The organism is Kutzneria sp. NPDC051319, from assembly GCF_040682195.1.
Lineage (GTDB): Bacteria > Actinomycetota > Actinomycetes > Mycobacteriales > Pseudonocardiaceae > Kutzneria.
On record NZ_JBFBAM010000111.1, the window covers coordinates 1 to 22,679 of the forward strand.

17 protein-coding genes are annotated in these 22,679 nt (G+C 70.7%); 10 read left to right on the forward strand and 7 right to left on the reverse strand.

Features of this window, described 5'->3' with window-relative positions; genetic code table 11:
• Nucleotides 1–294 precede the first annotated feature (294 nt).
• From AB0M73_RS46960 to AB0M73_RS46975, 4 genes are read left to right on the forward strand one after another with little or no spacing between them, the layout of a single operon-like run.
• The gene (locus AB0M73_RS46960) at nt 295–2,703 is read left to right on the forward strand and encodes a nitrate- and nitrite sensing domain-containing protein (protein WP_363906231.1); all 2,409 of its coding nucleotides are present in this window, start codon (nt 295–297) and stop codon (nt 2,701–2,703) included.
• Nucleotides 2,700–3,119 (forward strand): roadblock/LC7 domain-containing protein, encoded by a 420-nt coding sequence (locus AB0M73_RS46965; protein ID WP_363906232.1) that lies wholly within the window; start codon nt 2,700–2,702, stop codon nt 3,117–3,119. Before AB0M73_RS46960 ends, AB0M73_RS46965 begins: the two co-directional genes overlap by 4 nt.
• Nucleotides 3,116–3,658, forward strand: a complete 543-nt coding sequence (locus tag AB0M73_RS46970) for an ATP/GTP-binding protein (protein ID WP_363906234.1) — start codon at nt 3,116–3,118, stop codon at nt 3,656–3,658. Before AB0M73_RS46965 ends, AB0M73_RS46970 begins: the two co-directional genes overlap by 4 nt.
• Nucleotides 3,651–4,418, forward strand: coding sequence for an MHYT domain-containing protein (locus tag AB0M73_RS46975; RefSeq protein ID WP_363906236.1), 768 nt, complete (start codon nt 3,651–3,653; stop codon nt 4,416–4,418). The genes AB0M73_RS46970 and AB0M73_RS46975 overlap by 8 nt, the downstream gene beginning before the upstream one ends.
• 100 nt (nt 4,419–4,518) lie before the next feature.
• On the opposite strand, the gene AB0M73_RS46980 is transcribed toward AB0M73_RS46975, so the two are convergent.
• The 4 genes from AB0M73_RS46980 to AB0M73_RS46995 form a co-directional block, all read right to left on the reverse strand.
• Nucleotides 4,519–5,994: an ATP-binding protein gene (locus tag AB0M73_RS46980; RefSeq protein WP_363906238.1), complete on the reverse strand. Its 1,476-nt coding sequence runs from the start codon at nt 5,992–5,994 to the stop codon at nt 4,519–4,521.
• Nucleotide 5,995: 1 nt separating this feature from the next.
• Nucleotides 5,996–6,718 (reverse strand): response regulator transcription factor, encoded by a 723-nt coding sequence (locus AB0M73_RS46985; protein ID WP_363906240.1) that lies wholly within the window; start codon nt 6,716–6,718, stop codon nt 5,996–5,998.
• 97 nt (nt 6,719–6,815) lie between these two features.
• Nucleotides 6,816–9,098, reverse strand: a complete 2,283-nt coding sequence (locus AB0M73_RS46990; protein ID WP_363906242.1) for a glycosyltransferase family 39 protein — start codon at nt 9,096–9,098, stop codon at nt 6,816–6,818.
• Complete coding sequence (locus AB0M73_RS46995; RefSeq protein ID WP_363906244.1) at nt 9,095–10,357, reverse strand: bifunctional glycosyltransferase family 2/GtrA family protein; 1,263 nt, start codon at nt 10,355–10,357, stop codon at nt 9,095–9,097. Before AB0M73_RS46995 ends, AB0M73_RS46990 begins: the two co-directional genes overlap by 4 nt.
• A gap of 246 nt (nt 10,358–10,603) precedes the next feature.
• On the opposite strand from AB0M73_RS46995, the gene AB0M73_RS47000 reads away from it, so the two are divergent.
• Nucleotides 10,604–11,338 carry a hypothetical protein gene (locus tag AB0M73_RS47000; RefSeq protein WP_363906246.1) on the forward strand — a complete coding sequence of 245 codons (735 nt, stop codon included), beginning with the start codon at nt 10,604–10,606 and terminating at the stop codon, nt 11,336–11,338.
• A 212-nt stretch (nt 11,339–11,550) separates the two neighbouring features.
• Here the strand turns inward: AB0M73_RS47000 and AB0M73_RS47005 are convergent, their stop codons facing one another.
• The 3 genes from AB0M73_RS47005 to AB0M73_RS47015 form a co-directional block, all read right to left on the reverse strand.
• The gene (locus AB0M73_RS47005; protein ID WP_363906248.1) at nt 11,551–12,060 is read right to left on the reverse strand and encodes a sigma-70 family RNA polymerase sigma factor; all 510 of its coding nucleotides are present in this window, start codon (nt 12,058–12,060) and stop codon (nt 11,551–11,553) included.
• A gap of 358 nt (nt 12,061–12,418) precedes the next feature.
• The gene (locus AB0M73_RS47010; protein ID WP_063753527.1) at nt 12,419–12,874 is read right to left on the reverse strand and encodes a MarR family winged helix-turn-helix transcriptional regulator; all 456 of its coding nucleotides are present in this window, start codon (nt 12,872–12,874) and stop codon (nt 12,419–12,421) included.
• A gap of 392 nt (nt 12,875–13,266) precedes the next feature.
• Nucleotides 13,267–13,938 carry a hypothetical protein gene (locus tag AB0M73_RS47015; protein WP_363906250.1) on the reverse strand — a complete coding sequence of 224 codons (672 nt, stop codon included), beginning with the start codon at nt 13,936–13,938 and terminating at the stop codon, nt 13,267–13,269.
• Between the two features lie 690 nt (nt 13,939–14,628).
• Between AB0M73_RS47015 and AB0M73_RS47020 the strand changes: the two genes are divergently transcribed.
• The 5 genes from AB0M73_RS47020 (at nt 14,629) to AB0M73_RS47040 (ending at nt 22,614) form a co-directional block, all read left to right on the forward strand.
• On the forward strand, nt 14,629–17,409 hold the full coding sequence (locus tag AB0M73_RS47020; protein ID WP_363906252.1) for an AAA family ATPase: 2,781 nt from the start codon (nt 14,629–14,631) through the stop codon (nt 17,407–17,409).
• A 155-nt stretch (nt 17,410–17,564) separates the two neighbouring features.
• On the forward strand, nt 17,565–19,166 hold the full coding sequence (locus AB0M73_RS47025; protein ID WP_363906254.1) for a S53 family serine peptidase: 1,602 nt from the start codon (nt 17,565–17,567) through the stop codon (nt 19,164–19,166).
• Nucleotides 19,167–19,446: 280 nt separating this feature from the next.
• Entirely contained in the window at nt 19,447–20,085 is a 639-nt protein-coding gene (locus AB0M73_RS47030; protein WP_363906256.1) for a TetR/AcrR family transcriptional regulator, read from the forward strand.
• Between the two features lie 21 nt (nt 20,086–20,106).
• Nucleotides 20,107–21,105 (forward strand): D-cysteine desulfhydrase family protein, encoded by a 999-nt coding sequence (locus AB0M73_RS47035; RefSeq protein ID WP_363906258.1) that lies wholly within the window; start codon nt 20,107–20,109, stop codon nt 21,103–21,105.
• A 111-nt stretch (nt 21,106–21,216) separates the two neighbouring features.
• Nucleotides 21,217–22,614, forward strand: a complete 1,398-nt coding sequence (locus AB0M73_RS47040; RefSeq protein WP_363906260.1) for an NAD(P)/FAD-dependent oxidoreductase — start codon at nt 21,217–21,219, stop codon at nt 22,612–22,614.
• Nucleotides 22,615–22,679: the final 65 nt, after the last annotated feature.

Consider the following 22,679-nt stretch of genomic DNA (forward strand, 5'->3'; position numbering starts at 1 on the left):
CTCGTGCCTCCATGGGGTGAGCGATCCTTGCGGATCTCGAAGTCCATCGCGTTCCCGACGATCGGGTGTTGCGACGACTCCTAGAACCCAAGGTGGAGGGGGCCTTTACGCGTCCGCCGGCATGGTTACCGAACGTCACATCGGTTTGTCCGTGTGTAAATCTGCCGTGGGTGACCTGGCACTCCGCCATTTGTTACCAGACAAGGAGTCTCTGTCACCTGTAAGTGTGACCGACGGGGCCTGGGGCTAGCACTCTTCGTCACATTGGGTTAGGAATGCCGCCTGATCGAGGTCGTGCCCATCGTGTCTGGGCAGCAGCGACGAGCCGAGGAAGTGATCGTGTTGACGGCCTCCAGCGCGCGTCACGAACTGGCGGTTCGCACTATCGGGTGGCGGCTGCGCCGCGTCGCGGACTGGCCACTGCGCACCAAACTGGCGGTGGTGCTGCTGACGCCCACGGTCGTCGCCGTAGTGCTGGGCACCGCCCAGGTCGGCGCGGCGCTGACCCTCGCCGGACAGGCGGCCGAGCTCAGCGGCCTGGTGGCGGTGCAGAACCGCGCGACGGTGGTGGTGCACGACCTGCAAGGGGAGCGGGACCTCGCGGTCGTGCCGGGGGCGGCCCGGCCCGATCTCGACGCCGCGCGGGCACAGGTCGACGGCGCGGTCGCGGCGTTCGACGCGGAACTCGCCGCCAATCCGGACGTCGCCGCCGCGGACGAGGTCGTGGCCGCCGGTCGGCAGCTGCGCAACCTGGCCGCCACGCGGCAGGCCGCCGATTCAGGCGGCGGGCGGCTCACGGCACTCGACCAGTACTCCGCGATCATCGAGCCGCTGCTCGCGCTCGGCGTGACCGAGCAGGACGACGCCGGTGATCCACTGGTCAGCACCAGCGCGTCCGCGCTGACCGCGGTGGGCAAGGCCATCGAGCAGGTGCAGATCGAGAAGACGGTGCTCGCCGCGGCGTCGACGGGCTTCAGCCTGCCGGCCGGCGGGATCGGCCGGGTTCGCGTGGCCGGCGCGCTGGCCGACGTCGCCCTCGGCGAACTGCGGCAGAACCTCACGCCGGACCGGCGGACCGGATATGCCGACACGGTCGGCGTGACGGCACTGGCCCAGCTCGCCCAGCTCCGCGACGACGCGGTGGCCCGCGTCGAGTCGGGCCGGCCGCCAGGACTGTCGACGCCGGCGTGGCAGCAGGTGGCGCAGTCGGTGACCGGCCGGCTCACCACGTTCGAGAGGTCGCTGTCGGAGTCGCTGCGTGGCGCGGTCGACGGCCTCGGCGTCTCGTCGAGGACGAGCTCGCTGCGCGACACCGCGTTGATCATCGGCGCGCTGCTGGTGGGACTGGCCATCGCGCTGTACTTCGCCGCGACCATGATCCGTCCACTGTGGACGCTGCGGCGGCGGGCGCTGGAGATCGCCGAGTGCGAGCTGCCCGGCGTGATCGACCGGATCGCCCACGACGAGGTCGGGGCCCGCCGGCAGCGGCCGGCCCCGGTCGAGGTCACCACCACCGAGGAGATCGGACAGGTGGCGCGGGCCTTCGACGAGGTGCACTCGGCCGCGGTGCGGCTGGCGGTCGAGCAGGCGGCTCTGCGGCACAGCGTCAACGAGATCTTCGTGAACCTGTCGCTGCGCACCCAGAGCCTGGTGCAGAGCCAGCTGAAGATGATCGACGTCATGGAGGCCGACGAGCTGGACCCCGACCAGCTGGGCCGGCTGTTCAAGCTGGACCACCTGGCCACCCGGATGCGGCGCAACAGCGAGAACCTGCTGGTGTTGGCCGGCGCCGACCTGCGCCGGTCGACCAGCCGGCCGGTGTCGATCGCCGACCTGCTGCGGGCCGCGGTGTCCGAGATCGAGCAGTACAACCGGATCGCGCTGGCGCTGACGCCGGAGGCGGTGGTGATCGGCTCCGCGGTCAGCGACATCGTGCACCTGCTGGCCGAGCTGCTGGACAACGCCACGTGCTATTCGCCGCCGGACACCCGGATCTCCGTGACGTGCACCGAGGATCCCGACGGCGCACTGCTCATCTGCGTGGCCGACGAAGGCGTCGGCCTGCCGGCGGCCGAACTCGCCGCGCTCAACCGGCAGCTGGCCGTCGAGGCGCCGATCGAGGCCGTGTCGTCGCGGCGGATGGGCCTGTTCGTGGTGAGCCGGCTCGCCGCCCGCCGGCGGATCGCCGTGCGGCTGCGGCCGAACCTCGGCGCCGGCACGATCGCCGAGGTCGTGCTGCCGGCCGACCTGCTGCGCCCGGGCGACCCGCCGCCGGACACCACGGCGTCGCTGCCAGTGACGGAAGTGCCGCAGCAGCGCAACTTCGCGATGGCCACGGTGATCGCCGCGCGTCGGCGCTTCGTCGAGGGCGGCGCGGAACCCGGCGCGGAACCCGGCGCGGAACCCGGCGCCGAACCGCCCGAGGAGCCCGCGTGGCCGCCGGTCGAGCCGGTCGAGGGCACTCCCCTCTACGAGGCCGTCGCCTCGGCGTGGTTCCGGCCCACCGACCCGAAGCAGGACGACCGCGACTGGCGCACCGACTTCGACCAGATCTGGCACACCGGCGACGCCCTGAGCAGCCCGGTCACCGGCGGCCTGACCTCGGCCGGCCTGCCCCGCCGCGTGAAGGGCGCCTTGCTGGTGCGCGGCAGCGTGCCCAAGACAGCCGAGCCGCACCACACCACTGGAAGGGCAACACCGTGACATCCCCGAAGCTGTCCACATCGGACGAATTCACCTGGCTGCTCAGCTCGTTCACCCGGGGTACCCCGGGCGCCGCGCACACTGTTGTCGTCTCCAGCGACGGGCTGCTGCTCAGCGCCTCCGACTCGCTGCCGCGTGACCGCGCGGACCAGCTGTCCGCGGTGGTGTCGGGGCTGCAGAGCCTCACCAACGGCGCGGCGGTCCTGTTCGAAGGGGGCGAGGTCGACCAGACGGTGGTCGAGATGCGCCGCGGACTGCTGCTGACGATGACCGTCAGCGAGGGCTCGTGTCTGGCCGTGCTGGCCTCGCCGGACAGCGATATCGGCGTGCTCGCCTACGAGATGACCGCGCTGCGGCAGAAGGTCGGGCGGCTGCTGACGCCCGCGCTGAGAACCGATGTGGAGGCGACGCCGTGACCGTCGCGACGGTGTACTCCAAAGTCGTGGTCACCGGCGGCTTCGCCGTCGGCAAGACGGCATTCGTCGCGGCGGCGTCGGAGATCGAGCCCCTGACCACCGAAGCGGAGATCACCGTGGAGGCCGGCGCCAAGCCCACTACCACGATGGCGTTGGACTTCGGCCGCGTCACGCTGGACGAGGGGGCGGCGCTGTACTTGTTCGGCACGCCCGGCCAGCCCCGGTTCTGGTTCATGTGGGACGACATCGTCCGCGGCGCCATCGGCGCGGTGGTGCTGGTGGACGACACGCCGCCGGCCGAGTCGCTCGCCGCGGTTGACTACTTCGAGCGGTTCGGCGTGCCCTTCGTGGTCGCGGTCGACCGCAGCCAGGGCGTCGGGGCCCATACCGTGGACGAGGTTCGCGCGGCCTTGCGGCTGCTGCCCGCGGTGCCGGTCGTGCACTGCGACGTGCGCGAACGCGACGCCGTGCGGGACGTGCTGTCCGATCTCGTCGAGCACGCGACGCGCCGGCGTCCGAACAGGGGCCGTCATGAGTGACATGCAACAGATGTCGATGGGCGCGTGGACCCTCCTGCTGGCCTGCGCCACGTCGTTCGCCGGAGCGTTGATCGGACTGTCCTGCGCGGCCCGCGCCCGTCGTGAGCGCGGCCGGCGGGTCGCCGTGCTGTGGACGGCCGGCGCCGCGGTCGCCATCGGTGGCGTGGCGATCTGGCTCATGCACTTCATCGCCATGTACGGCTTCGCCGTTGACGGCAGCCCGGTGCGCTACTCGGTGGGGCTGACGGTGTTGTCGGCGGTGGTCAGCATCGGCGTCGTCGGACTCGGGCTGTCGCTCGTGACCCTGCGGCGTTCCACCGGCTCACGGCTGCTGTGCGCCGGCGCACTGACCGGCATCGGTGTGGCGTTCATGCACTACCTGGGCATGGCCGCGGTGCGTTTCCAGGGTGACATCGTCTACGACCCGCTGCTGGTGGCCCTGTCCCTGGTCGTCGCCGTGGTCGCGGCCACGGCGGCGCTGTGGTTCACGATGGTCGTGCGTACCACGCCGGCCCGGCTCGGAGCCGGCGCCGCCATGGCCGTCGCCGTGACCGGGATGCACTACACCGGCATGGCCGCCGTGCACGTCGTGATGATCCCCGCCCGATCCGTGCCGGCCGCGGTCGACGGGTTCGACCTGGTGTTCCCGGTCTTCCTGGTCAGCGGGCTGGTGATCGCCGGCCTGCAGTGGGCGCTGTTCACCACCGGCGAGCCGGGCGAGACCCGTCGGCGACCGCTGGCCGGGCACTCCGGCCCGTAGGCGCGTGAGGACTGCTGCCCGCTCCCCAGCCGACCGCTGTCCACCGTCAGTCTGCTTGAAACCGTATTTCGGTGTGACGGAGAGCGGGACTCGCGGGGGTTCAGGCGGGGGCTAGGAGGACGCGGAAGCGGGTGCCGGTGGGGGAGGTGGTCAACAGCTCTATGCGGCCGGAGTGGGCTTCGAGGATGGCGGCGGTGATGGCCAGGCCGAGGCCGGAGCCGCCGCTGGCGCGGGAGCGGGCCTGGTCGGCGCGGTAGAAGCGGTCGAAGACGAGTTTGCCCTGGTCGGAGGGGATGCCGGGGCCGGTGTCGACGACCTCCAGCACGGCGAAGCGGGAGGTCCTGGGCAGCTCGCCGCCGGCGACGGCGACGGCGGAGCTGCTGGGGCGGGTGCGCTCCTGCCGAACGGCGACCCGCACGGAGGCGTCGGCCGGGGTGTGGGTGACGGCGTTGGTGACGAGGTTCATGACGACCTGACGGAGCTTGTCCTCGTCGCCGATGACGCGGACGGCGCCGTGCGGGGCGTCGAGCACGATGTCCCGCGAGGGAGTGGCGGCGCGGGCGTCGTGCACGGCGTCGGCGGCGACGACGAGGAGGTCGACCTCGGCGAAGTCGAGGGAACGCTCCTGGTCGAGGCGGGCCAACATGAGCAGATCCTCGACCAGCAGCCCCATCCGGATGGCCTCGCTCTCGATGCGGGCCATCAGCCGCTCGACGTCGGTATCGGACGGCGCGCCGCCGCGCCGGTAGAGCTCGGCGAAGCCGCGAATGGAGGTCAGCGGAGTTCGCAGCTCGTGGGAGGCGTCGGCGACGAAGCGCCGCAGCCGCTGCTCGGACCGGGCGGAGTCGGTGAGGGCGGCGGAGATCCGGGCCAGCATGACGTTCAGGGACGAACCGAGGCGGCCGGTCTCGGTGCGTGGATCGGTGTCGGCGACGCGGCGGTCGAGCTCGCCGGCGGCGATGGCCTGCGCGGTGTGCTCGATCCGGGTCAGCGGCCGCAGCCCGATCCGGACCACGATCAGTCCGGTCAACCCGAGCAGCAGCAACAGCACCGCGCCGGAGGCGACCTCGATCCACGCCTGATTGACCACAGTGGACTCGGTGTCGTTCAGCATCGCCGCCACGGCAACGGTTCCGCCGTTGGGCTGCCACCGGTTCGCCGCCTGCACGGCGACGATCACCCGCCAGGTCGAGTTGCCGGTGACGTCCTGGGTCATGAACGGCTGCTGGCCGTGCTGGCGCACCGAGTCGAGCGTCATCGACGGCAGTTGCGGCATCACCGTCTCGTTCAGGTCCGGTGTCGCCTGGTAGCCGGGACTGCCGTCGGGATCGAAGAAGTAGATCCGGAAACTCGTCGGCAGTGACGGATAGTTGTTGGTGGGCAGCGGATGTGGCGGCGGCCGGTTCCGGTCGACCGACTTGGCCACGTTCTCGGTCAGCTGCGCGTCGATGCGGCCGAGCAGCGACTGCCGCAGCAGAAGTCCCGTCACCACGCCGAACAGCGCCAGCCCGACCGCCGCGAATGCCAGCAGCGACACGAGCAGCCGGGTGCGCAGCGTCCAGGAGCCGCGGGCCATGTCAGACTTCGGCCCGGGGCAGCCGAAGGGTGTAGCCGACGCCGCGAATCGTGTGCAGCAGCGGCTGACCCGAGCCGTCGACCTTGCGCCGCAGGTACGAGATGTACGACTCGACGATCCGGCTGTCGCCGCCGAAGTCGTAGTTCCACACGCGATCCAGGATCTGCGTCTTGCTCACCACCTTCTCCGCGTTGACCAGAAGGTAGCGCAGCAGGTTGAACTCGGTGGGGGACAAGCGGATCTCACGGCCGTCGCGGCGCACCTCGTGGGCGTCCTCGTCCAGTTCCAGGTCGGCGTAGCGCAGCCGGCCGTCGTTGGGCTCGGGATCGTCGAGGGCGTGCGTGCGGCGCAGGATGGCCCGCAACCGCAGCACGACCTCCTCCAGGCTGAACGGCTTGGTCACGTAGTCGTCGCCGCCGGCGGTGAGTCCGGCGATGCGGTCCTCGACGGCGTCGCGGGCGGTCAGGAACAGCACCGGCACCCGGTTGTTGCCGGCACGCAGCATGCGGGCCAGCGTGAATCCGTCGTAGTCGGGCAGCATCACGTCCAGCACGACGATGTCCGGTCTCACCTGGGCCGCCGTGGACAGCGCCGCCACACCGCAGTCGGCGGCGTGCACGTCGAAGCCGCTCAGCCGCAGCGCGGCCGACAGCAGCTCCAGGATGTTCGGCTCGTCGTCGACGACAAGGACGGTCGCCGGCGGCCCCGCGGTCGCAGTGTCCACCGGGCCAGCATGGTCGGCCAACCTGTGAGGTCGCTGGGAGGAACCTGTGAACAGCGGCGGGACCGCCCGTACGGGGGATCCCGCCGCTCAATCTGTCCTATTTGGCCAGACAGTTGTACAGGGTCTGAGTGCCGCCGCCGTACGCGGAAGCCGGCACCACCTTGCAGTTCTGCTGCACCCACTGCGTGCGCTCCTGGGAGACGCCGCCGCCCCGGCCGCCGAAGCCGCCGCCCTCCAGCACAAAGCCGAGGTGACCTTGGCTTTGCCACTGCTTGAGCAGATCCACGCTGGGCGCGTCGTCGGTGCCCATGAAGCCGCCCATGCCGATCACGGTGACGTCGCTGTTGACGATGAACGTCTCGGACGCCATGGCGCCGCCCTCGACGGCCAGCTTGACCGTGGCGTCGGGGGCGTTCTTGGTGACGTAGTCGAGGATCTTCTGGTCCTCGGCCGTGAGCGTGCTGCCGCCCCGCCCGCCGCCACCGCGGAAGCGCTGTTCCAGTTGCTCCAACTGTTCCGGCGTGGGCTGCTGGCCACCGGGGAAGCCCTGGAAGCCGCCCTGACCGCCGGCACCGCCGCCACGACGGCCACCGCCCGCACCGCCGCCGAAACCACCAAAGCCGCCGCCGGGCGGCCCGGCAGTCGCGAGGCCGCCCGGACCACCGGCGCTACCAGAGTCGACCGCCGCGGCCGCCGACCACACGCCCGGTGCGAGCAGCACGGCCACGATGCCGAGCACCGCGGCAATACGAGCGCCGCCCGCGTTGAACAGCTTGGCCAGCACGAGGCCGATCACCGAGATCACGGCCACGATCGCCACCGCGTAGCGGAGCCAACCGTTCCACGACGTGTCCCGCGACACCAGCACCCACGCCCACACCGCCGTGATCACGATGCCGGCCGGCAGCAGCAGCCAGCTGAAGCCGACCGGGTGCCGATAATGACGCCACAGCAAGGCAAGCCCCGCGCCGGCGAGCGCGGCGACGGCCGGGCCCAGCTGGGTGGTGTAGTACTGGTGGAAGATGCCCTGCTGGAAGCTGAACACCAGGCTCAACACGATCAGCCAGGTGCCCCACATGAACCAGCCGGCCCGCCGCTGGTGATCGGCCGGCAGACGGCGACGCCACGAGAACACCCCGACCACCGCGACCACGGCCAGCACGAATAGCCCCAGCGGCATCAGCCAGCTGATCTGCCCGCCGACCTGGTCGCCGAACATGCGCGTGATGCCGTTGCCCTCGGCGAAACCACCGAAGCCACCCCCGCCACCCCGGCCCCCGCCACCGGGAAAACCGCCGCCGCCCGGGAATCCGCCGGTGCCACCAGCGAGATCACCGCCCGAGGCCGCGCCACCCGTTCCCCCGCCGGGGAAACCGCCTGTGCCCCCGCCCGTCCCGCCGGGGAAACCGCCTGCGCCGCCCGCCGCGCCGCCGGGGAATCCGCCTGCGCCACTCGATGCCGCGCCACCCCCTGCACCGCCGGGAAAACCGCCTGCGCCAGCACCGCCACCGCGGCCGACGCCTTCGCCGAACACGCGCCCCAGCCCGTTGTAACCGAAGATCAGCGACAGCTCGCCGCCGTCGGTGCTTCCACCCACATACGGCTTCGGGCTCGGCCACACGACCGTGAGCAGCACCCACCAGAACGAGCTCACCAGCAGCACGCCGCCGGCCGCCGCCAGATCCCCGATCCGCCGGCCCCAGGATGCGTTGCGCCCGAACAGGTATCCCACCGCCAACGCCGGCACGAGCATCCATGCCGCCAGGCTCTTGGTCAGGAAGCCGCAGCCCACCCAGAAAGCGGCCTGTAGCAACCACTTCGTGGCGCTACGGGCCGGAATCCCGACCTCCACCGACCGTGTGAACGCGTACGCCGCGGCCACACACAGCAGCGTCAGTGCGGCATCGGGGTTGTTCACCCGGTCGATCGCCACGGTGATCGGCGTCAGCGCCAACGCGGCGGCGGCGATCAGCGCGACGTTCTCGCCGGCCCAACGGCGAACGGTGCGGTGCAACAGAAACACCGCCGCCACGCCCTCGACCGCCTGCGGCAGAGCCAAGGCCCAGGCGTGCCAGCCGAAGATCCACACCGACACGACCTGCGGCCACAGGCCCATCGGCGGCTTGTCCACGGTGACCACGCCGGCCGGGTCGAACGAGCCGAACACGAAGTTGGTCAGGCCCTGCGACATGGACTTCACGGCCGCCGAGTAGAACTCGTTGCCCCAGCCGGATCCCCAGATGTCCCACCCGTACAGCACGGTGGCGCCCACCAGGATCGCCCCCAGCGCGTACGAGCGCCACCGCAGCCGAAGGCCCGGCGACTCCTCGGGAGTCGCCGGGCCGGCCGGTGGCGCGGACGCTTGCGCGGCCGTCGTCATGCGTTTCCTTCCTTGACGGTGTTCTTGAAGACCCAGGCGCGCAGCAGCACGAACCGGGCCGCGGTGCCGATCAGCGAGGACGCCAGCAGCACCAGCAGTTCCACTCCCTTCGACGCGGTCGGATCGAAGGCTCCGAGCGCGAGCAGCGCGCCCGAGGTGAAGGCGTAGTAGAGGGCGAAGACGATCAGCCCCTGCAGGTGGACCCGGCCGGTCGAGCCGGCGGACCGAAGGAAGGTGAAGCGCCGGTTGGCCTCCGTGTTCAGCAGCGTCGTCACCGTCAACGCCACGAAGTTGGCCACCAGCGCCGGCCACCAGGTCCGCATGATGCCGTACAGCGCCAGGTTGGCCACCGTGGACACCGCGCCGATCGCCGCGAACGACAAAAGCTGCCACAGCAGGCCGGTTTCCCGCCGAGCCACCACGGCGTCCGGGTGCTCCGGGCGCGGCGCGGGCCGCCGGGGGAGACCGTCGACCTGAGCCGAGCCGGTGGCCTTGGCGCGGGCGACGCGGATCAGGCCGCGGATGTCCTCGGTGGCGGTCTTGGCCACGTGCACGCGAGTGTCGATGTCCTCGACCCAGTCCACCGGCACCTCGTGCACCCGCAGCCCGTTGTGCTCGGCCAGCAGCAGCAGCTCGGTGTCGAAGAACCAGGAGTCGTCGGCGATGTGTGGCAGCAGCCGGCGGACCACGTCGGTGCGCGCGGCCTTGAAGCCGCACTGGGCGTCGGAGAACTTGGCGCCGTGCGAGAGCCGGATCATCGCGTTGTAGCAGCGGGAGATCATCTCCCGCTTGGGGCCGCGGATGGTGCGCGAGCCCGGGGCCAGCCGCGACCCGATCGCCACGTCGGAATGGCCGTTGACCAGCGGCGCGACCAGCGGCAGCAGCGCGTTCAGGCCGGTGGACAGGTCCACGTCCATGTAGACGACGATGTCGGCGTCGCTCCAGCCCCAGGCCTTGCGCAGCGCCAGGCCGCGGCCCTTGCGGTCCAGGTGCAGCACCCGCACGCCGGGGAACTTGTCGGCCAGCTCGTTGGCGACTTCCAGGGTGGCGTCGGTGCTGGCGTTGTCGGCCACCGTGATCGTCCACTCGAACGGGAACTGCTCGGTGAGGAAGCCGTGCAGCGTCTCCACGCACCCGGGCAGCGAGCGCTCCTCGTTGTAGACCGGAACGACGATGTCCACGGTCGCGGTTCTGCCCACCGACCAGTGCCCCGACTCGGCACTCGTGTCGGTGTCGCCGCGAACGGCCGCTCCACTCATGTCAGACCACCTGACCCCAGTCGCGGTACGGCTCTGGATCGAGCCCACGTTCAGGTATGGCGGCCGTCTGTGCGAGCACGCTGGACGCATCCTTGGAGGAACCTGGGAGTCGGTCACAGCCGGGTGAACATCACGCCCCGTGACCGATACGCCTGATCTTTTTTCTCACCGGCGGGTGAACCGCTCAGGGGTGGGCGTCGTAATCGTGGGCAGCAAGGCACCACTCCCTACACACGGAGGCTTCTCGTGACTCGAGGCCGTCGTATCGCGATCGGTATCGCCAGCGGCCTGACCGCCGTGACCGCACTGACCTGGCTCGGCATCCAGGAGCTCGGGGCGACTCAGTCCGGCCCCGGCTCGGTGACGAACGCCGCCGCACAGTCCCCGGTCACCGTGCAACTGGGTGACCCGTCCAACCCGAGCGGCAGCCCGGCGGCGCCGACCACCTCGGCCAACAACGCCGGGGCGCCCGCCGCCAACGCCCTCGGGCCGGCACAGCTGGCGGCCACGACGATTCCCAAGATGGGTTCCGTCATCGAGGACAGCAAGGGTTTCGTGCTCTACCGCTTCGACAAGGACGCGCCCGGCAAGCCGTCCGCCTGCCTGGACAAGTGCGCGCTGATCTGGCCGCCGGTGCTGACCAACGGCGCCCCGGCGATCTCCGGCGTCGACCCCTCGCTGGTGGGCACGGTCGCCCGGCCCGACGGCACCATGCAGGTGACCGTCGCCGGTTGGCCGGTCTACAACTTCTCCAACGAGAAGGAGCCCGGCAAGTGGGCCGGCCAGGCCGTCGGCAACACCTGGTGGGTCATCGACTCCGCCGGCAAGAAGAACCTGACCTGCGTGCCGGCCACCCCGCCGCCCGCTCCGACCGTGCCGGCGGCCCCGCCCGCCGCTGACAACCCCGGCGCCGGCACCGCGGGCACCGACCCCAACGGCGCCAACGGCGGCTACGGCAACACCGGAACCGGCGGCTACTGACCGACTCCGCAGGGACCCCTGACAACCCCCCCGCGAGTCCACCCAGGAATCGGGCACTGTCCAGCACACCGAAATACGGTTTCAAGCACAAGCGCCGTCCGCATCCAGCGGACGGCGCTTGTGCGCACACCGCGAGTCCCGCTCTCCAGCAGCCATGTGTCGAGTTCCGTAACTCGACATTCAGTTGCCCGAGAGCGGGACTCGCGGTGGTGTCACCGGGCCCAGGACTTGATCTTGCCGCGGACGCGGTGGATGGCGGTCTGGGTGGCACGGGGAGTGGTGCCGAGCATGCGGGCGATATCGCTGTGCGGGTGGCCGTTGGCGACCAGGGCGACCAGTTCCCGCTCGTAGGCGGTGAGGCGGGGAAGGGTGGAGGCGACCCAGTCGGCCTCGGCGCGGTCGCAGGTGAGCTCGGCCGGGTCGGCGGCGGCCAGCGGGTCGAGCCTGGTGTGCGAGTGGGCCCTGGTGGCGGTGGAGCGGCGGCGGGCTTCGTCGACGCACAGCCGCTTCACGACGGTCACCAGGAACGGGTGCAAACGGTCCAGGTCCAGCTCGGAGAAGTGCGCGGCGCGCAGCAGGGCGTCGTGGACTATGTCCTCGGCCTGCCCCGTGCCCGCGGTGTGCCGTGCCGCGATTCCGACCAGCTGCGGTCGGACCTTGGCGCACTCCTCCCAGAACCGGGCCGGGACCTCAGCGGTCTGGCCCGGTGACTGCTGTCGCATTGCCGTCCTCTCGTAGGCACAACAGGAAGAAGTTGCGAATTCATTGAGCTTCGCTAAAAAATCTCCCGTGGCGCACGGCACTGTGCACCCCGCTTGTGTCTACGGTGTAACAACGTTTGCTGTCACTGCCGGTAGGCCGTTATCTACGTCACGTGACAACTGGTCGGTCCGGCCGCTTGCTCACCCTTTCGGGTGACGTTTGGTGAGGATGACGGTGCGCCGTGCGTAGACCCGGTGGAACGACAAGTTCCACGCAGACCAGGTGTCCGGTGTGGTGGCAGGGACCACGCCGGTTGCCTGACCGGTGGGCTGGCGCGGTGGCAGGGACCACGCCAGCCCATCCTGCGTTTCCGGGGTCCTACCGGTAGTTCTCGAACAGCTTGAGCAGCAGCCGGTGCAGCTCCTCGCACTCCTCCGGCGTGAGCGGCGCCAGCATCTCCGCGTTCATCCGCTCCACGTCGACCAGCCGCTGCCGCAGAGCCTTGGCGCCGGCCGGGGTCGGCATCACGGCGTAGCGCCGCCGGTCCCGCTCGTCCCGCTTGCGGTTGGCCAGGCCGGCCTTCTCCAGATCGTCCAGCAAAGCGACGAGATCGCTGGCGTCGATGCCCAGCCGCTCGCTGATCTCCTTCTGCGACGACGCCCCGTTGTCCTCCAGCGAGGCCAGGATCATCAGGTGCTGCGCGCGTAGATCGTGCTCGAACTGGGAGCCGGCCAGTCGGCGCCATTGCTTGGCCAGGTGCACGAACAGGAAACTGGGTAGCCGCAGCATCCGTTCCGGAAGCGCCAGCAGATCGGTCCGGTCCGGGGTGCCCATGGCCGTGATTATACGGACCTCCCATGTTGGGGCGACCCCATGAAGTGGCGCGCAGTGGAGGTCGACTGTGGTGTTGATCACATATGGCTAACGCCCGCCGGCCCGGTGGCGAACTTGCATAGTGGGCGTTCGAACAAACGCTTTCTGCGCACTTGTGCGCAGTCAAGGCGCTCCTCGGGTGGCTTTTCGATGGCCGATCGCCAGGATTCCCGGCCCCGGGGCTTGCTCTCTGCGCCGGATGCCCTAGGCTGGTCCCAGATCGAACAACAGACCTCCCGTCACCCCTCCCCCCTGGTGACGGGAAACCGGAGCCCCCGCCCTTGGCGGGGGCTCCGTGCTTCCCAGGTAATATCGTCCGTGCACGCAGCTGTGTTGTCCGCGCACGGAGCTGGTTAGCGGAGAACGTTCACCGCCCGCGCCACCACCAGCACGACGATCACCAGCGACACCATCGACTGGGCCATCATGGCCAGCTTCGCCCACGGCCGCATCGGCAGCACATCGGTCGGGCTGAACGCGGTGGCGTTGGTGAAAGACAGGTACAGGTAGTCCACGTACCAGGGCTCCCAGTCCTTCGGCGCCAACTCGGGGCTCGACATCTGCGGGAACAGGAAGTCCGGGAACTCGCGCGCGCCCATCGCCCGCAGCCCCGGCCCGCCCCGGTCGAACTCCCAGTACCAGAGCGCGAACACGATGACGTTCGTGACGTAGATGTCCGCGCCGGTGGTCAGCAGCTCCAAGGCGTTGTCGCCGATGGTGCCGTCCAGGATGTGCCGGACCAGTTGCACGCCGTTGAGGGCGTTGGCCGCGCTCACCAGCAGCGCCACCACCAGCCCGATCCGCCGCTCGGCCGCGCTGTGCTTGCTGATCCGCCCCGGATTGGCGATCAGCAGCGCCACCATCAGCGCGAACGTCAACGAGGGCAGCAGCCACCACGGCAGGAACGTCATGGTCTGCGGCAGCGGCAGCTGGAGGGCCAGCGCGACGGCGATGGCGCCGGCCACGGCCCAGCGCTGCTCGGTCTGCGTCTCCCGCTGCCAGGCGGGAGTCTCCGGTTCGGTCACCCGGACATGGTGGCCGTCCCGGCCCGGACACGCAGACAGGCGGGGTGCTCCTAGGAGCACCCCGCCCGTCACGTTAGCGGCCGACCAGTAGGTCGCCTCTCGGCGAGTTACGCAACACGGCTCCAGCCGAACGGTATTCCGTGCCCGTGGTTTCAGATGCGGCCCGGGGGACACGTACTGGCCAACCACTGGCTACAACGGTACGTGGCGCGGTCTTGTTCCCGCATCCCTCGGGAGGTGCAAACGCCCACGTGACCATGATCACGGAGGGTGGTGGTTTACCCGCCCAACTCCCGCGAGTCCCGCTCTCGGGCAGTCATGGCGCGGGTTCCGTCACTTCCCCTCCCCGGACCCGGCGGCGCGATGCCGCCCGGGTTCTCGGTCAGGGCGTGGCCGGAAATGGAGGTTTCCGGGTCGTGGGAGTGCGTTGACAAATGGGGGTCAGGACGGTGTTGTTGGGGCATGACCGCCATCGCGAACCGGGTGTGCAACGGCGTCGTTACGCGTGTGTTGCACTGTCCCCGCTGATCGTCTGCCCAGGTCCGGGGCGCGCCCGAATTGGTGGACTACCGACGAAAGTCGTAGGCCGTACTGCCTAGCGGCTCACACGAATACGCGGTTGGAATACCGGTGTGTGGCCGATCAGAATGGTGGAGTACCAACTCTGCCCTGCGGTTGAGGTACCACATCATGAATGATCCTGGCCCGGTTGGACGTGGCGAGCTCCTGCGCTCGGCACGGGAACTGCTGGCGGGTGGCAGCGTGCTGTTCTGCGGCCCCGCCGGCATCGGCAAGTCGACGCTGCTGGCGGCGCTCGCGGGCGCCGACGGCGGCGGGACTGTGCTGCGCTGCGCGCCGGCCGAGTCGGACCGAAGACTTCCCTTCGTCTGCCTGATCGACCTGCTCGCGGACGTCACGGACGACGTCCTCGCGAGGCTGCCCGCGCCGCTGCGGGCCGCGCTGGAGGCGGCGCTGCTGCGCGGCGAGCACCCGACGTCGGACCAGAGCCGGCTCGGGGTGCGCCTGGCCGTGCTCCAGGTGTTGCAGCTGCTGTCGGACCGGGCGCCGGTCACATTGGTGATCGACGACCTCCAGTGGGTGGATCGGCCCAGTGCCGAGGTGCTGGCCTTCGTCGCCCGCCGGCTGACCGGGGATCGGCTGCGCGTGCTGGCCGCCGAGCGCGTGCCGGACGGGGAGCAGCCGCTGCACCGCAACCTGTGCCCGCCGGATGTGGCCGAACTGCCGGTGCCGCCGCTGACTCCCCGCGACGTCGCCCGGTTGTTGCTGCGGGACAACGGAGTTCTGCTGCCGCACGGCTCCGTGCTGCAGATCCACCAGCTGGCCGACGGCAATCCCTTCTACGCCTTGGAACTGGGCCGGGCGGTGCTGCGCTCCGGAGTCCCGGAGAGCCCCGGTCGTCCGCTGCCGGTGCCGCGTCGGCTGCGGGCGCTGCTGCTGGACCGGCTCGGCGAGCTGAGCGAACGTGCCCAGGCCACGCTGCTGTTGGCCAGCGCCGCGACCCGGCCGAGCCTCACCTTGCTGCGGGCGGCCGGACGGCCCGACGCCGCCGAGGATCTGGTCGCCGCCGAGCGGTGCGATCTGGCCGTGGCCGATGACGACGGCATTGTGCGGTTCAGACATCCGCTCATCCGAGCGGCCATCTACGCCGAGGCCCCCTCGCACCGTCGAATCGACGCCCACGCCCGGCTGGCCGATGTCGTCGCCGAGCCGGTCGAACGGGCCCGGCACCTCGCGCTGGCCAAGCCGCACGAGGACGAGTCGGTGGCCGCGACGCTGATGGCCGCGGCGGCCTCGGCCCGTCGGCGGGGCGCCCCCGTGACCGCGGCCGAGCTGGCGGCGATGGCCGCGGACCGAACCCCGTGGGACAGCCAGCAGATCCGGTCCGAGCGGCGACTCGTCGCGGCCGAACACGCCTGCGACGCCGGGCTGCGGGCCGAGGCCCGAACCGCCGCCGAGTCCGTGCTGGCCGACGCGCGCTGCCCCCGGCTGCGCGTGCGGGCCCGGCTTGTGTTGCTGCGTAACGCCGGTCAGGCGCTGCACGATCTAGGTCCGTTGATAGACGACGGCTTGGCCGACGCCGCCGGCGATCCCGGACTGGAGGCGCCGCTGCGGATGTGGCTGGCCGGCCGGGCGTTGCTCGGCGGCGACACCGTTGAGGCGGTCGAGCAGGCAGCGCGCTCGGCGGAGCTGGCCACGCTGGCCGGCGACGCGTCGACCGCCGTCCGCGCGCTGACCCGGCTCGCGCATCTCCAGTCCCTGCGCGGGGATCCGGCCGCGCGTGCCACCGTGGCCAAGGCGATCGAAATCGTCGAACGCCATCCGCGGGCCGAGTCCTGGGAGCTGGAACGCCACCAGGCCGTGATCGAACTGGGCGACGACGATCTCCAACGGGCCGAGCGGCGGCTGTTGTCGTTGCTGCGCAAGGTGGAGGACACCGCCGCCGTCGAGGACACCGTGGCGATCATGGTCACGCTGGCCGAGGTGCAGTCGCGGGCCGGGCAGTGCCGCCGGGCCGTCGACACCGCGCAGCGGGCCATGACCTTGTTCTCCGAGGCCGGCATCAGCTGCCCGCCCGCCTTGTTCGCGGCCGCGCTGGCCGAGGCCAACGGCGGCAGCGTCGAGGCCGCCACCGAGCACGCCGAACGTGGCGCGCGGGAGTCGGCGGCGGACGGTGATCAACTGTATCTGATGCGTAACTTGGCCGTGCTGGGCCAGATTCAGCTCACCACGGGCGACGCCGCGGCCGCCGTGGAGACGCTGTGCCGGGTCAGCGAGATCGGCCGCCGCATGGACATCCGTGATCCCGCCGTCGTTCGCTGGCACGCCGACCTGGCCGAGGCCCTCGTCGCCACCGGGGCGCTGGAGGACGCCCGCGAGCTCATCGACCTGACTTCCCGGCAGGCCCTTGACTTCGGCCGTCGCGGGGTGCTGGCCAACCTCGAACGATCCGCCGCCTTGCTGGCCGTGGCCACCGGTCTGCCCAACGACGGCGTCGCCCGCCTGCGGGCCGTCGCCGACGGCCAGGTCGGTCTGGACCGGGCCCGCACGCTCGTCGCCCTCGCCGGCGTCGAACGCCGCTGCCGCCGCCGGGCCGCCGCCCGGGCGGCATTGTCCGAGGCTTACGACATTTGCGTCGCCATCTCCGCCACCCCTTGGGCCGACCGCGTCCGCGAGGAGCTGGACCGCACCGGCGCCCAGTCCCGGGCGGATCACGCGGTGGCGTTGACCGTTGCCGAGCAACGGGTCGCCGAGCTGGTTCGTGCCGGTTCCACCAACCGCGAGGTGGCGGCGGTGTTGTTCATCAGCGTGAAGACGGTCGAGGCCACCTTGTCGAGGATCTATCGCAAGGTAGGCGTCCGGTCACGCACCGAGTTGGTCCGCGCCATGGACGTGCCCGTGCCGGAGGCCCGCCGACCCGAACCCGAGCCCCTCCGCAGCCAAGCCGTGTAGCGGGCCAGGGGTTGCGAGGCATCGGCCCCAGAGGGGCCGAGCGCCGCGCGGAACGCGCGGCACAGGCACAGCAAGGGTTTCCTCGGTTTCACGGACGGTGGTCGGGCAATAGCGTTTGGTGAGTCCCGATCGCCCCCTGCACTGGGAGAGCAGACGTGAAGACGTTGAGGATCATCGGCGCGCTGGTGGCGCCGCTTGCCATTGCCGCGGTGGCGGCCCCGGTGGCACTGGCCGCCCCGCAGCCGCGCGTGGCGCTGCAGAACGACGTGGTGAGCGGATTGGCGCAGGCCCAGGCGTTGGGCGCCGTGCCGGCGGAGCAGCGGGTGTCGGTGGCGGTCAGCCTGAACCTGCGCAACGGCGCGGAGCTGGACCGCACGATCGCCGCGGTCAACGACCCGCATTCGGCCCAGTACGGCCACTTCCTCACCCCCGAGCAGTTCACGGCCCGCTTCGGCCCGACGGACGACCAGGTCAACCGGGTCAAGGAATACCTGCGGGGACAGGGCCTGTCGGTGGACGCGGTGAGCGGCAACCACCTCACCGTCGACGCGAGCGGGCCGGCCGCGGCGGTCCAGAAGGCGTTCGGCACGACCCTGGCCAACTACCGTGACGGCAAGACGAACCGGCCCTTCTACGCCAACACCGCGGCCCCGACCCTGCCGTCCGACCTGGCCGGAGTGGTGCTCGACGTCGCTGGTCTGAACAACCGCAGCCTCCGTGTGCACCACACCAAGCTCGACCCGCACGCCGGTCCGGGCGGCGGCTTCACGCCCACCCAGCTCAAGGGCGCCTACGACGTGACGTCCACCGGCTACACCGGTTCGGGCCAGACGGTGGCGCTGTGGGAGTTCGACGGCTTCCAGCAGTCCAACATCACCAAGTACGACAGCAACTACGCCACCGGCTCGCCGACCCCCAAGGTGCAGAAGGTCTCCGGCGGCTCGGGTGCGCTCGGCGACGGCCAGGTCGAGGTGGAGCTGGACATCGAAGCGATCCAGGCGATCGCGCCCAAGGCCGGCATCACCGTGTTCGAGGCGCCCAACACCGACCAGGGCGAGGTCGACCTGGCCAACGCCATCGTGTCCAGCAAGATCTCCGTCACCTCGATCAGCTGGGGACTTTCGGAGAAGGGCCGCACCGCCTCGGGCATCCAGGCCGTGGACAACGTGCTGAAGCAGGGCGCGGCACAGGGCCAGAGCTTCTTCGCGGCCTCGGGTGACGACGGCTCCGACGACAACGGCGACGGCAGCACCACGGTCGACTTCCCGGCCAGCGACCCGTATGTCACGGGTGTGGGCGGCACCAACCTGTCCACGTCGACCACCACCACGTGGAAGAGCGAGACGGGCTGGAACGGCTCGGGCGGCGGCACTTCCACGGTGTTCGCACTGCCCTCGTTCCAGAGCGGTGTGAAGATCGGCAGCACCAACAAGCGCCAGGTGCCCGATGTGTCGGCGCAGGGTGGCCCAACGGGCATTTCCGTCTACACCCAGGGGCAGTGGACTTCCGTGTACGGCACGTCCGGCGCGGCCCCGATCTGGGCCGGCGTCGCGGCGGTCTACAACCAGGCCGCGGCGGCCAAGGGCAAGACCGGCCTGGGCTCGGCCAACGCCAAGCTGTACGGGCTGGCCAAGGCCGACTTCCACGACATCACCAGCGGCAGCAACGGCGCCTACAAGGCGGGCACGGGATTCGACCTGGTGACGGGCATCGGCACGCCGGACACCGCGAAGATCCTGGCCGACGGAATCAAGTAGCTCCCGGCGATCTGGTCGCCATCTGGAAAAAACGTCGCGCCCCGTCCGGCTTGCACAGCCGGGCGGGGCGCCGTCGTGATCACGCGGTGTTGCAAACACCTGGCCAGAGCGTGAGCGTTACTCGGCCGCTCGGGTGATGACCCCTCACATGTGCCAATTTCGCGTTTTGCCAGGTCAGCGAGAGAACGCTTTCACGAGGCCCCTCCCGAACCTGGCAGTCCGCTGAGTGTTTGCTCCGAACACTGCGTGAAACGGGCACTTCTGTCGCACCATGTTCCGCGTGCAGGACGATCACACGAACAGCAGACTTGCCCTGCTGATGCGCAGACAGCCCGTGCAGGCAAGGGGAGCGGCCACCGTGACCGCCATCCTCGACGCGTGCCAGACGCTGCTGGGCGAGCGGGACTACGACTCGATCACGACGGCGCGCATCGCGGAGTCCGCGGGCATTCCCATCGGGTCCTTCTACCAATACTTCCCCGACAAGCGGTCGGTGGTGCGGGCGTTGGCCCTGCGCTGCACCGACAAGTTCCTGAACGAGGTCGAGGAGTACTTCGGCGCGGCGCCGGACGACTGGCGCCAGGCGGTCGCCGGAGTGCTGGCGGTGCACGAGCGCATGCGCAAACAGGACGCCAACTTCGGGCGCGTCCGGTTCGCAGAAGTGCTCGACAACCACCTCGAGGACCCCGAGTCCGACCACCGCCGCATGGTGGCCGACCGGCTCGGCGCCCTGTTCGCCACCCGGTACAAGGTGCGCAAGGGCGCGGGTTACCGGCTGGCGTTCCTGGCCGCGGTGGAATCCGGCGGGTCACTGCTGCAGATGGCCGACCGGGTGCCCAGCCGGCAGCGACGCCAGGTGGTCGGCACGGCACAGGAAGTCATCACTACGCTGTTGGCCAAGGCGCTGGAGAAGAGCTGACGGCGAGAGGACACCGCGCGGATGGCCACTGACCTGTCGAGTTTTCCTCGGATCCAGTTGGGACAGTGGCCGTCGCCGCTCCAGGCGTGCCCGCGCCTGTCCGACCGCCTCGGCCGGACGGTTCTCGTCAAACGCGACGATGTGGGCCTGCTCGGGGTCGGCGGCAACAAGCTGCGGAAACTCGAGTTCCTGCTGGGCGCCGCCCTCCGTGACGGCGCCGAGCGGGTCGTCACCTTCGGCGCGGTCCAGACCAACCACGGTCGGCTGACCGCGGCCGCCTGTGCGCGCCTCGGGCTGCCCTGCGATCTGGTGCTGACGCGCTCGGTGCCGCGCGAGGGCGAAGCCTACGAGCGGTCGGGCAACATCCTGCTCGACCATGTGTACGGAGCGACCGTGCACGTGGTCGACACGGATGAGCAGGCCGAGGTTCGTCACCAGGAGTTGTTGGCTGCTCACGGAAACGTGGCGTCCATCCCGGTCGGTGGCTCCACCGGCGTAGGGGCACTCGGCTATGTGGCCGCGGTCGCCGAGCTGATCGAGCAGTTCGGCGACACCGGCGTGTGGCCGAGCAAGCTGGTCGCGCCGCTGGCCAGCGCCGGCACCGCGGCCGGCCTGCTGGCCGGTGCGGCCGCGTTCGGCTGGGAGATCGACGTCGAGCTGATCGCCGTGTCCCGCCCGGCCGAACAGGCTCGCGACGTGTTGCTGCCGATACTCGACGAGACGGCCGCCTTGCTGGACATCGCGCCGCCGTCGCTGGACCGCGTGCGCATCACCGACCGCACCCTCGGCCCCGGCTACGGCCGGCCCACCGAGGACGTGTGGCGGGCCATCTCGCTGTTCGGCTCGACCGAGGCGATCACGCTGGAGCCCGTCTACTCGGGCAAGACCGCGGCGGGCTTGGTGTCGCTCGTCGAGGACGACTCCATCGGCCCGCACGAGACGGTCCTGTTCCTCCACACCGGCGGCCTGCCCGGCCTGTTCGCCTACACCCCCGAAGCCGCCACTTACCTCGGGTCGTGAAGTTAGGAAGGGACCATTCCTCCACTCGGAGTGGAGGAATGGTCCCTTCCGAACGGCACGGATGGCCGGGGCCGGCTTGCCCGTCGCTGCCCGGTGGTGTGAGGTGGCGGCGTGGCAGACACCTTTGACGTAGTCGTGATCGGCGCCGGCGCGGTCGGCGAGAACGTGGCCGCCCGGGCGGTGCGGGGCGGGCTGACCGCTGCCCTGGTCGAGCACGAGCTGGTCGGCGGCGAGTGCTCGTACTGGGCGTGCATGCCGAGCAAGGCTCTGCTGAGGCCCGGCCACGCGCTGGCCGCCGCCCGCCGGCTGCCGGGCGTGCCGGTCGGCGATCACCTGGACGCCGCCAAGGTGCTGGAGCGCCGCACCTACTTCACGTCCAACTGGGACGACGCCGGCCAGGTGCAGTGGGCCGACGGCGCGGGCATCACGGTGATCCGGGGCAGCGCCCGGCTGGACGGGGAACGCCGCGTCGTCGTCGGCGACCGCACGCTGATCGCCCGCCAGGCCGTGGCCGTGTGCACCGGCAGCGTGGCGGTCATCCCTCCGCTTGAGGGTATTGCCGACACGAGGGTGTGGACGTCCCGCGACGCCACCTCGGCCAAGGAGGTGCCGGGACGGCTGATCGTGCTCGGCGGCGGCGTGGTCGGCGTGGAGCTGGCGCAGGCGTGGCGGCGGCTCGGGTCCGAGGTGGACCTCGTGATCACGAGCGAGCTGCCGCTGCCCAGGCTGGAGCCGATCGCCGGCGAGCTGGTGGCCGAGGGCCTGCGTGAGGACGGCGTTCGGCTGCACACCGGGGCCAAGGCCGTTCGGGTGTCCCGGGACAGCGGCGGGGAGATCTCCCTCGGCCTGTCCGACGGCACCGTGCTCAAGGCCGACGAGCTGCTCGTCGCCACCGGCCGCCGGCCCGCGACCGAGCACGTCGGCGTGGAGACGGTCGGCCTCAAGCCCGGCGACACCCTGCACGTCGACGACACCGGCCAGGTGTCCGGGGTGGACGGTCAGTGGCTGTACGCCGCCGGCGACGTCACCGGCCGCGCGCTGCTGACCCACCAGGGCAAGTACGCCGCCCGCGTGGTCGGCGACGTCATCGCCGCGCGGGCCAAGGGCCCGGTCGAGACGCCGCCGTGGAGCCAGTACACCGCCACCGCCGACCACGCCTCCGTGCCGGCGGTCGTGTTCACCGACCCCGAGGTCGCCTCGGTTGGTCTCACCGCCGCTCAGGCGTCCGCCGCCGGCATCGACATCCGCGTGGTGGACCTGGACATCGCCGTCGCGGGGTCGTCCGTGCACGCCGACGGCTACCGCGGCAAGGCCCGCATGGTGGTGGACGAGCAGCGGAAGGTGCTCGTCGGCGTCACCTTCGTCGGCCAGGACGTGGCGGAGCTGCTGCACTCGGCCACCGTGGCCATCGTCGGCGAGGTGCCCCTGGACCGCCTGTGGCACGCCGTCCCGTCCTACCCGACGATCAGCGAGGTCTGGCTCCGCCTTCTGGAGGCCTACGGCCTCTGAGGCCTTGATGCAGGGAAGGACGCCTTACCCTCGTTCAACGCGGGTAAGGCGTCCTTCCCTGCATC

Bases quoted from the DNA above. Each gene is read 5' to 3' on its own strand.
- AB0M73_RS46975 (WP_363906236.1), top strand. From the start codon at position 3,651: ATGAGTGACATGCAACAGATGTCGATGGGCGCGTGGACCCTCCTGCTG.
- AB0M73_RS46980 (WP_363906238.1), bottom strand. From the start codon at position 5,994: ATGGCCCGCGGCTCCTGGACGCTGCGCACCCGGCTGCTCGTGTCGCTG.
- AB0M73_RS46990 (WP_363906242.1), bottom strand. From the start codon at position 9,098: ATGACGACGGCCGCGCAAGCGTCCGCGCCACCGGCCGGCCCGGCGACT.
- AB0M73_RS46995 (WP_363906244.1), bottom strand. From the start codon at position 10,357: ATGAGTGGAGCGGCCGTTCGCGGCGACACCGACACGAGTGCCGAGTCG.
- AB0M73_RS47005 (WP_363906248.1), bottom strand. From the start codon at position 12,060: ATGCGACAGCAGTCACCGGGCCAGACCGCTGAGGTCCCGGCCCGGTTC.
- AB0M73_RS47010 (WP_063753527.1), bottom strand. From the start codon at position 12,874: ATGGGCACCCCGGACCGGACCGATCTGCTGGCGCTTCCGGAACGGATG.
- AB0M73_RS47020 (WP_363906252.1), top strand. From the start codon at position 14,629: ATGAATGATCCTGGCCCGGTTGGACGTGGCGAGCTCCTGCGCTCGGCA.
- AB0M73_RS47035 (WP_363906258.1), top strand. From the start codon at position 20,107: ATGGCCACTGACCTGTCGAGTTTTCCTCGGATCCAGTTGGGACAGTGG.